The organism is Aquaspirillum serpens DSM 68 (assembly GCF_000420525.1).
GTDB classification, from domain to species: Bacteria; Pseudomonadota; Gammaproteobacteria; order Burkholderiales; family Aquaspirillaceae; genus Aquaspirillum; species Aquaspirillum serpens.
Window position 1 is genome coordinate 1 of record NZ_ATVC01000083.1, and the last position, 8457, is coordinate 8457.

An 8457-nucleotide genomic window follows, 5' to 3' on the forward strand; every position below is an offset into this window, starting at 1 on the left:
CTACAACAAACCGCCGACTACGCCGACCAGGTTGGGGCAGAAGAAGCCTATCTGATTGTCTTCGACCGCCGCGATAAGCTGTCGTGGGAGGAACGCTGTTGGCAGTTAAAACGGCAATACGGTGAGCGTGATATTGCTGTTTGGGGGATGTAAACAACAAGCATTTTATTCAGAAAATCAATCAATCTGTTTGGGCTTGGGCAGATACACGTTCTATTTCCTTGTTGAAGCATGACGCTTATCAAATTAACTAGTTAGCTAATAACGACTACGCGCTTGGGCGAGGGTATGGCAGAGCATTTTTGCCCCTTCGACTAAGCGTGGGCCGGGGCGGCTGAGTGGGTCGGCGGGGAGGGCGTAGAGTTGTTGCTGTTGTATTGCTGGTAGCTGAGGCCAGCTTTGCCAATGTTGCAGCGCGGTAGTGTTGTCCCCCAAGCTGAGCATGACTTTAGGTTGACGGCGCAAAACTTGCTCCGGCAAGACGGGAAACGCATCTAAGCTGACATCAGCAAAGACATTCTGTCCGCCACAACCACGCAGCAAATCGGATAGAAATTGTCTGCCGCCGATGGTGAGTAAAGGCCGTGCAGAAATTTGCACAAATACCGACAGTCGGGGTTGTGCCGAGGCATAACGCTGTTGTAGTTGTTGCCACTGCTGTTGAAACTGTTGCGCAGCTCGTTGAGCTTGTGGGGTGGTGCCAGCGAGTTGGCCGAGGCGTAATAGGCTGTCCGCCACCGTCTCTAATGAACGCGGTTCGCTGAGAAACACCGATATGCCTAACTGCCGCAAGCGTTCTGCATCGCGTTGTCCCTGACCACTGCCCCATAACACCACCAAATCGGGGCGCAGCGCCAACACTTTTTCAAACTGGATGCCATTCACGCTGCTGACTTTCGGCAGCTTGGTTGCCGCCGCCGGAAAATCGCTCCACTCACTGACCGCCACCACCTTAGGCCCTGCTCCGGCGGCAAACAGCAATTCTGTCGCATGAGGGGCAAGGCTGATGATGCGTTGTGCCGGTTGTGATAAACGCACTACAGCACCGGCATCATCTTTCACGGTGATGGGGTTGGCAGAGACAACGCTGGCAGTGAATACTGCCAGCCATAGCCATAAAGTCCGCATTAAGGTTGATACTGAACGGCAGCAAACACCGAACGACCGGCGGTTTGATAGCCAACATAATCGGTGTATTCGCGATCAAATACATTATCTACCCGACCGTTGACCGACCATTGACGGTTAATCCGATATTCGGCAAACACACTGCCCAACGCATAGCCCCCTAAGCGGCTGCGTGCAGCATTGTTTGCTGCACTATAGCGATGGCCTACCGCACGCCATTCTGCACCGACCGACAAGTCACCAAACTGATGTGCGACACTGAACGCAGCAAAACGCTGTGGGCGATACGGCAAGAAACGGTCGCTGTCGGCATCTTTTGCCTGCAACCAGTTGAGATTACCTTTCAGCTGCCATTGGTCAAATTGCCATTGGCTATCTAAGCTGACGCCTTTAATCCGTGCCTGACGTACATTCGCCATTGTGCCTTGATAGGTCACCGGATCGGAAACATAGCTAATCAAATCCTTGATTTTTTTATCAAAGCCAGTCAAACGAGTTTGACCGTAGGCATTGCGGTGTTCCAGTGCCAGCTCACGGTTATATGCCTGTTCAGGACGCAAGTTTGGATTGCCGCGATAGCTGGCACTTGGCAAATCTTGGTACAAATCGGCAAAAGTCGGTGCGCGGTAGGCAGTGCCATATTGCGCCAACACGCGCCATTCTGGATGCAAGCGATAGCCAAGCCCAAATGAGCCGGTGGTTTTGCCGCCAAATTGTGAGTTGTCATCATGACGCAAAGAGGCTTGTACCGTTAACGCATCATAGTTTGCTAAATAGCTGGCAAAAGCACTTTTGACGTGGCGTTGTTCTTCGGTAAAGCGCGAGTTTCCTTCTACTTCTTGGGTCAGATATTCCACCCCAGCATTCAGTTGTGCCTGACCTAAGGTGAGTTGATGCAGCCATGTCCACCGCTGGTCATGTGAACCAAATTGATTGTTACTGAGCGCAAAGCCACCGCGTACCCAGTCGGGAGAACGTGAACGGCTGTCGTACCAATCGCGGCTATCGGCATAAGTTAAAGTCGCTTGCCAATCGTCACTGAAGCGGCTGGTAAACCAAGTGCTGAGTGTGGATTGGCGGGTGTGGTTGCGATCGTCAAATTGGTTGCCGGTGGCGGCGTCGTATTGGGTGTTGCTATGAATTTGCAGCGCCCGCAGGCCAATTTCATGACCACCATCGAATTGATGCTGCAACGCCAACGACAGGCTTTGACTGCGGCTACCATCTTCATCGGGGTGATGGCTATAGCTGTTGCTGCGTGTGGTGGCGGAGAAACCATCGGTTTCACGTTGTGCCAGTGTCAAAGCATAACGGGTGCGTTCGCCAATATTGCCGGCAGCAGATAAACGATAGACCTGTTGACCATCGGACCCTAAGCCGGCGCTGACACTCAACCCTTTGCCATGCTGCTTGGTGAAAATCTGAATCACACCGCCAATGGCATCTGCACCATAAATCCCCGAGACTGGGCCGCGCACAATCTCAATCCGTTCGATTTGTTCGGGTGGCAATAAATGTAATGGGGAACCGCCGGTGACTGCAGAGGCAACACGCACGCCATCGACTAACACTACGGTTTGGTTGGTGTTTGTCCCACGCAAAAATAGGCTAGTGGGTTGACCCGCGCCGCCATTGCTGGTTAATACCACACCAGTTTGTCGCGCCAAAATCTCGGGCAAGGTTTGACCTGCCGCTTGGCGCAAGGCGGTTTCATCAATCACCGTCACATCATTGACCACTTGGTGCAGTGGGCTGGCGCTACGAGTCGGGGTAATAACGACCACCTCTAACGCCGGTGTATTGTCTTCTGCCGGTGGGGTTTGGGCGTAAGCATGAGAGACCGCCAATACCGAGGCGGTCAGCGTAAAACAGGAAACAGCTTTCAACATAAAAAAACACTCTTTGGTGAAATCACAACGTAAGAGTGCGAAGACGATCAGCAAGATACATTGCCTAAGGCAGTGGCTCGCGTTTCGCGCCCCGCGAAACTCTGTGGCAAACCGTGTTACAGCAACACGGGCTCAGGCCGGTCTCCGGGCTTGGTTCTCACATCGCTTCCCTTCCCATTTCGGATTGAAACAGTGGTATGAAGCGGCGGCGTCATCATTGACCAACCTTACCGTTGCGGGGGCAGCGTCGGTTTTGCACCGACTTCCCGTTTCACCTGCTCATGTCGTTTTGACATAGCAGGCACCTGAACGGCGGCGATTATACCGGTCAAAAGTGCCGCTTGCCTGTGTTAGCATCGACGGCGCTGGTCTTTTTAAGGAGAAACTGTATGTCAGGTGATAACGTTGTTCGCGTTCAATTACAACAGAATGAAGGCTTTGAGTTTCAAATTCATTTTGCCGAGCATTTACCGGCTTTAATTGCAGATGAACCACCGCCCTTGGGCAAGGGAAATGGCCCAACACCGGCACAATTATTGATTGCTGGTGTGGCGAATTGTTTGTCTGACAGTCTGACCTTTGCCCTTGGCAAGTACAAACAACAAGCGGGTCCGCTGCGCACCGAAGCCGAAGCCACCATTGGCCGCAACGAAGAAAATCGCCTGCGAATTTTGGCGATTCGGGTGCAACTGCATCTGGCAGTGGCTGGCAGTGAAGTGGAACACCTCGACCGTATCCTGAGCCAGTTCGAGGGGTTTTGTACGGTGTCAGAAAGTGTGCGGCAGGGGATTCCCGTCGATATCGCCGTGTTTGACAGCACCAGAGCACAACTGAAGTGAGGCTTCCCCTGTTGCGCCACATTATCTTGCCCGCCTTAATCATTTTGCTGATGTTTGGCTTTGGTTATGGTGGTTATCGTATTAGTGAGCGCAGCGGGATTCAGGCGTTGACCGAGAACGGTGAACTCCAACTTGAATTACATGCTCGAGCAGTCGAAAGCGAGATCAATCGCTATACCTATCTGCCCAGTTTGCTGGAATTGGAGTCGGGGGTCAGTGATTTATTGCTACAACCCTCCACCGAACAACAACGCAAGGTTAATCAGTACCTGCAAGGACTCAATGCCCGTAGCGGCAGCCGTGTAACCTATGTGTTAGACCTCACAGGGCGGGTGTTGGCAACCAGCAATTGGAAAGATGCCGACAGTTATCAAGGCGAAGATTTATCGTTTCGCGCCTATTACCAAGATGCGGTGGTAGGGAAACAAGGTCGTTTTTATGGCATCGGCAGCACCATCGGTGAGCCGGGATACTACCTTGCTCATGGCCTGCGCCATCAAGGTCGGATTATCGGTGTGGGGGTGGTGAAAATCCGTTTAGAGGCGCTCGAAGCACGCTGGCAAAAAGCACGGCTGGAGGCTTTTGTCACTGATGAAAACGGCATCATTATTTTATCCAGCGACCCCAAGCGCCGTCTGAAAGCGGTGTATCCACTGTCTGATGAAAAACGCGAAGCCTTGGTGCGTAGCCTGCAATACCACTGGTGGACGTTCACCGAACTCAATCCCGTTGAGCGGCTTCCTCTCGGGCCCGGGGTGGAGCGTATAACCTTGCAGCGCAGTGCTGATGCAGAACAAGGTGAGACCAATACTGTAAGCTATTTGGCACAAACCCGCCGTCTCAGCGATACGCCGTGGGACTTGACCGTGTTGTCGCCGTTAGATGAAGTGCAACGTAATGCGGTCAGTCACGGCATGTTAGCCGCCGTGTTGTTTGCCTTTATTGCCTTTTTTATGATTGCGTGGAATGAACGGCGTAAAGTGTTAGCCACGCGCTTAGCGGCACGCGAAGCATTGCAGGCAGCAAATAATGAACTCGAACGAAAAATTGCTGAACGCACTGCCGATTTAGTCGCCAGCAATGCCCGTTTACGTGAAGAAATTCATGAACGGCGGCAAACTGAACATAATTTACGGCGTACTCAAGATGAACTGGTGCAAGCGGGTAAGTTAGCGGTGATTGGGCAAATGTCCACCAGTATTGCCCATGAACTGAATCAGCCTCTTGCCGCTTTGCGCACCTTGTCTGGTAACACGATTCGCTTTTTAGAACGGGGTGCCCTCGACACCGCCACCACCAATTTACATACGATTAATGAACTGGTTGATCGTATGGGGCGTATCACCGCCAGCTTGCGTGCCTTTGCCCGTCGGTCGGGTGATGAAGGTGAGGCCGAAGTGGAACAGGCGATTGATGCGGCATTGTTTTTGTTGCATCCGCGCCTTGCAAGAACGCCTGTTCATTTACAACGCGATTGTCCGAATGCGCGGCTGGCGATTGATCAAACTCGTCTCGAGCAAATTTTGGTGAATTTAATGGTCAATGCCCTCGATGCGATGGCAGAGCAAAGTGAACGTCAACTGTGGTTGGCGGGGGAATGTGCGCTCGACCGTTATCGCCTGACGGTACAAGACAACGGCCCCTGTATTGCACCAGAACTGCGCCATCATTTGTTTGAACCCTTCTTTACGACTAAGCCCGGTGAACACGGTCTCGGTTTGGGGTTAACGCTATCAGCCAGCCTAGCCGCCGCCGCGAAAGGCAGCCTCACCGTTGAACATCCTGCCGAAGGTGGGACTCGATTTGTCTTATCGTTACCGGTGTTAGCGGATGAACACACTTAATGCTTTTTCGTCATAACATATAGCTAAAAATACCAAAACAGTTCTTTATAGCGGTGTATGCTGGCAACACTTTTGATTTCCGTTTGCGGAGAAATCGCTGTCATGTCCTCGCACCGTCGCACCCATCTCAAACAACTCGAAGCCGAATCCATTCACATCATCCGTGAAGTGGCTGCCGAGTTTTCTAATCCAGTGATGTTGTATTCCATTGGTAAAGACTCCTCGGTCATGCTGCATCTAGCACGTAAAGCCTTTGCCCCAGCTAAACCACCATTCCCGTTATTACATGTCGATACCACATGGAAATTCCGCGAGATGATTGCCTTCCGTAATCGGATGGCACAAGAAGCAGGTATGGAGCTGATTGTGCATACCAATCAGGAAGGGCTGGCCGCCAATATCAACCCTTTCGATCATGGCAGTGCTAAATACACCGACATTATGAAAACCGATGCCCTGAAACAGGCATTGGATAAATATGGTTTTGATGCCGCTTTTGGTGGGGCGCGACGTGATGAAGAAAAATCACGGGCAAAAGAGCGTGTTTATTCTTTCCGTGATCGTTTTCACCGTTGGGACCCGAAAAACCAACGCCCTGAACTGTGGAATTTATATAACGGTCGCGTCAACCGTGGTGAGTCAATTCGCGTCTTCCCACTGTCGAATTGGACTGAACTCGATATTTGGCAATATATCTGGTTAGAAAATATCCCCATTGTGCCGCTTTATCTGTCCGCCCCTCGCCCGGTGGTGGAGCGCGATGGCATGTTGATTATGGTCGATGATGAACGGCTGCCGCTGCATGAAGGCGAAACCCCAGAAATGAAGTCGGTACGGTTCCGCACGTTGGGCTGTTATCCCTTAACTGGCGCGGTGGAGTCTGAAGCCGCCACGCTACCAGAGATCATCCAAGAAATGTTATTGACCACCACTTCCGAACGGTCTGGCCGCGCCATCGATCACGATCAAGCCGGTTCGATGGAAAAGAAAAAACGCGAGGGCTATTTCTGATGTCACACACCACTGATACCAGCGCCGACTTATTGCAATCGGACATCATTGCCTATTTGCGCCGTCACGAAGAAAAAGACCTATTGCGTTTTATTACCTGTGGCAGTGTCGATGATGGTAAATCAACCCTGATTGGCCGGTTGTTGTACGACACCAAAGGGATTTTTGAAGACCAACTCGCCGCCGTGACCCGTGATAGCCGCGTGCACGGCACCACCGGCGATGCGCCCGATTTAGCCTTGTTGGTCGATGGCCTGCAATCGGAACGTGAACAAGGCATCACGATTGATGTTGCCTACCGCTATTTTTCGACCGACCGCCGCAAATTTATCATTGCCGATACCCCCGGCCATGAGCAATACACACGCAACATGGCAACCGGCGCTTCGACCGCCAGCCTTGCCATCATCCTGATTGATGCCCGTTATGGGGTACAGGTACAAACCCGCCGCCACAGCTTTATCTGTGCTTTGCTGGGCATCCGCCATTTTGTGATCGCAGTGAACAAAATGGACTTAGTCGAATTCTCGCAACAGCGTTTTGACCAAATTGTTGAAGACTATTTGAGCTTTGCAGATAAGCTTGGCGTGCGTGATATTCGTTTTGTTCCACTGTCCGCCTTAACCGGCGATAACGTCGCCCGCCGCAGTGAACATACGCAGTGGTACCAAGGTTTACCGTTATTAGAAATTTTAGAAACAGTCGAAATCGACCGTGACGACAATCTGAGCGATGTCCGTTTCCCTGTGCAATACGTCAACCGCCCACACCTCGATTTTCGTGGCTATTGCGGCACTCTCGCCGCCGGTACCATTCGCCCTGGCCAAAAAATCAAAGTCTTGCCATCGGGCAAACTGGCTACGGTGAAAGCCATCGTGACCTGGGAAGGTGAATTGCCCCAAGCCACCGCCGGTGATGCGATTACTCTCACCCTAGAGGAAGAAGTCGATATTTCTCGTGGTGATATCTTAGTGGCAGCAGAACAAGATGCTCACATCGGTCGCGCCTTTGCTGCCGATGTGGTGTGGATGCACGACCAAGCCCTTGAGCTTGGTAAACGCTACGACTTCAAATTGGGGACCAGTTTTAGCGGTGGCCGTATTCGCGCCATTGATTACCAAGTTGATGTCAACACACTGGAACAACACCCCGCCCAGCAACTGCCATTAAACGGTATTGCACGAGTAGAGGTGGAGTTAGATAACCCCTTAGCGTTTGATGAATACCAACGCAGCCAAGCCACCGGTAGCTTTGTGGTGATTGATCGGTTGAGCAATGTCACCATCGGCGCGGGGATGATTCGTCAACCGCTGGTGGATGCAGCCCATTTGCATCAAGAATTGGATGCAACGAATTGGCCTGCGTTTGAGCAAGACTTGAAAGCCCTGATGCAAAAACACTTTCCGCATTGGTGGTCTTGATATGCAGTGAGGGTGGAGGCGAAAAATAATAAGCTTAAAAAGCGAGTTGACATCCTCCCCGGCCTGAAGGCCGGAGATTCCTACGGCGCTCAGACACGGCATTGAGCCGCACCTGAGTCGCTTCGGTGGGTTCCTGCTGCTGGCGGCATTGCTGCACCGCTCACTTCACAGGCGAACCGGGCGTGTCCCGCCCTTAGAACATTGATCGCGCCGACCACATCGGCGTTTTCCTCGAAACTACACTCGACACAGACAAAGCGGGCTTGTGTTTGCCGGTTGTCTGCGCTGACGTGACCGCAGCACGGACAAGTGCGGCTGGTGTTCT

7 protein-coding genes and 1 riboswitch are annotated in these 8457 nt (G+C 52.2%); of the genes, 4 read left to right on the forward strand and 3 right to left on the reverse strand.

The window, feature by feature from the left end:
- Nucleotides 1-258 precede the first annotated feature (258 nt).
- Nucleotides 259-1128: a cobalamin-binding protein gene (locus tag G465_RS0112025; RefSeq protein ID WP_022654697.1), complete on the reverse strand. Its 870-nt coding sequence runs from the start codon at nt 1126-1128 to the stop codon at nt 259-261.
- On the reverse strand, nt 1128-3017 hold the full coding sequence (locus tag G465_RS0112030) for a TonB-dependent receptor domain-containing protein (protein ID WP_155846562.1): 1890 nt from the start codon (nt 3015-3017) through the stop codon (nt 1128-1130). The genes G465_RS0112025 and G465_RS0112030 overlap by 1 nt, the downstream gene beginning before the upstream one ends.
- A gap of 118 nt (nt 3018-3135) precedes the next feature.
- Nucleotides 3136-3341, reverse strand: a riboswitch (cobalamin riboswitch).
- Nucleotides 3342-3406: 65 nt separating this feature from the next.
- On the opposite strand from G465_RS0112030, the gene G465_RS0112035 reads away from it, so the two are divergent.
- Genes G465_RS0112035 through cysN form a run of 4 tightly spaced genes read left to right on the forward strand, consistent with a single transcriptional unit; the run spans nt 3407 to nt 8132 of the window.
- Nucleotides 3407-3856 (forward strand): OsmC family protein, encoded by a 450-nt coding sequence (locus G465_RS0112035; protein ID WP_022654699.1) that lies wholly within the window; start codon nt 3407-3409, stop codon nt 3854-3856.
- Nucleotides 3857-3867: 11 nt separating this feature from the next.
- Nucleotides 3868-5700: a sensor histidine kinase gene (locus tag G465_RS0112040; protein WP_022654700.1), complete on the forward strand. Its 1833-nt coding sequence runs from the start codon at nt 3868-3870 to the stop codon at nt 5698-5700.
- Nucleotides 5701-5757: 57 nt separating this feature from the next.
- On the forward strand, nt 5758-6711 hold the full coding sequence (gene cysD, locus G465_RS0112045) for a sulfate adenylyltransferase subunit CysD (protein ID WP_081642778.1): 954 nt from the start codon (nt 5758-5760) through the stop codon (nt 6709-6711).
- Nucleotides 6711-8132: a sulfate adenylyltransferase subunit CysN gene (gene cysN / locus G465_RS0112050; protein WP_022654702.1), complete on the forward strand. Its 1422-nt coding sequence runs from the start codon at nt 6711-6713 to the stop codon at nt 8130-8132. Before cysD ends, cysN begins: the two co-directional genes overlap by 1 nt.
- A gap of 89 nt (nt 8133-8221) precedes the next feature.
- Here cysN and G465_RS16275 read toward each other — a convergent pair.
- The coding region (locus G465_RS16275; protein WP_155846563.1) for a zinc ribbon domain-containing protein at nt 8222-8457 on the reverse strand (236 nt) is incomplete at its 5' end.

What these genes read in the sequence shown, in the direction of transcription:
- G465_RS0112025 (WP_022654697.1), bottom strand. Translation starts at nt 1,128, where the DNA reads ATGCGGACTTTATGGCTATGGCTGGCAGTATTCACTGCCAGCGTTGTC.
- G465_RS0112030 (WP_155846562.1), bottom strand. Translation starts at nt 3,017, where the DNA reads ATGTTGAAAGCTGTTTCCTGTTTTACGCTGACCGCCTCGGTATTGGCG.
- G465_RS0112035 (WP_022654699.1), top strand. Translation starts at nt 3,407, where the DNA reads ATGTCAGGTGATAACGTTGTTCGCGTTCAATTACAACAGAATGAAGGC.
- cysD (WP_081642778.1), top strand. Translation starts at nt 5,758, where the DNA reads ATGCTGGCAACACTTTTGATTTCCGTTTGCGGAGAAATCGCTGTCATG.
- cysN (WP_022654702.1), top strand. Translation starts at nt 6,711, where the DNA reads ATGTCACACACCACTGATACCAGCGCCGACTTATTGCAATCGGACATC.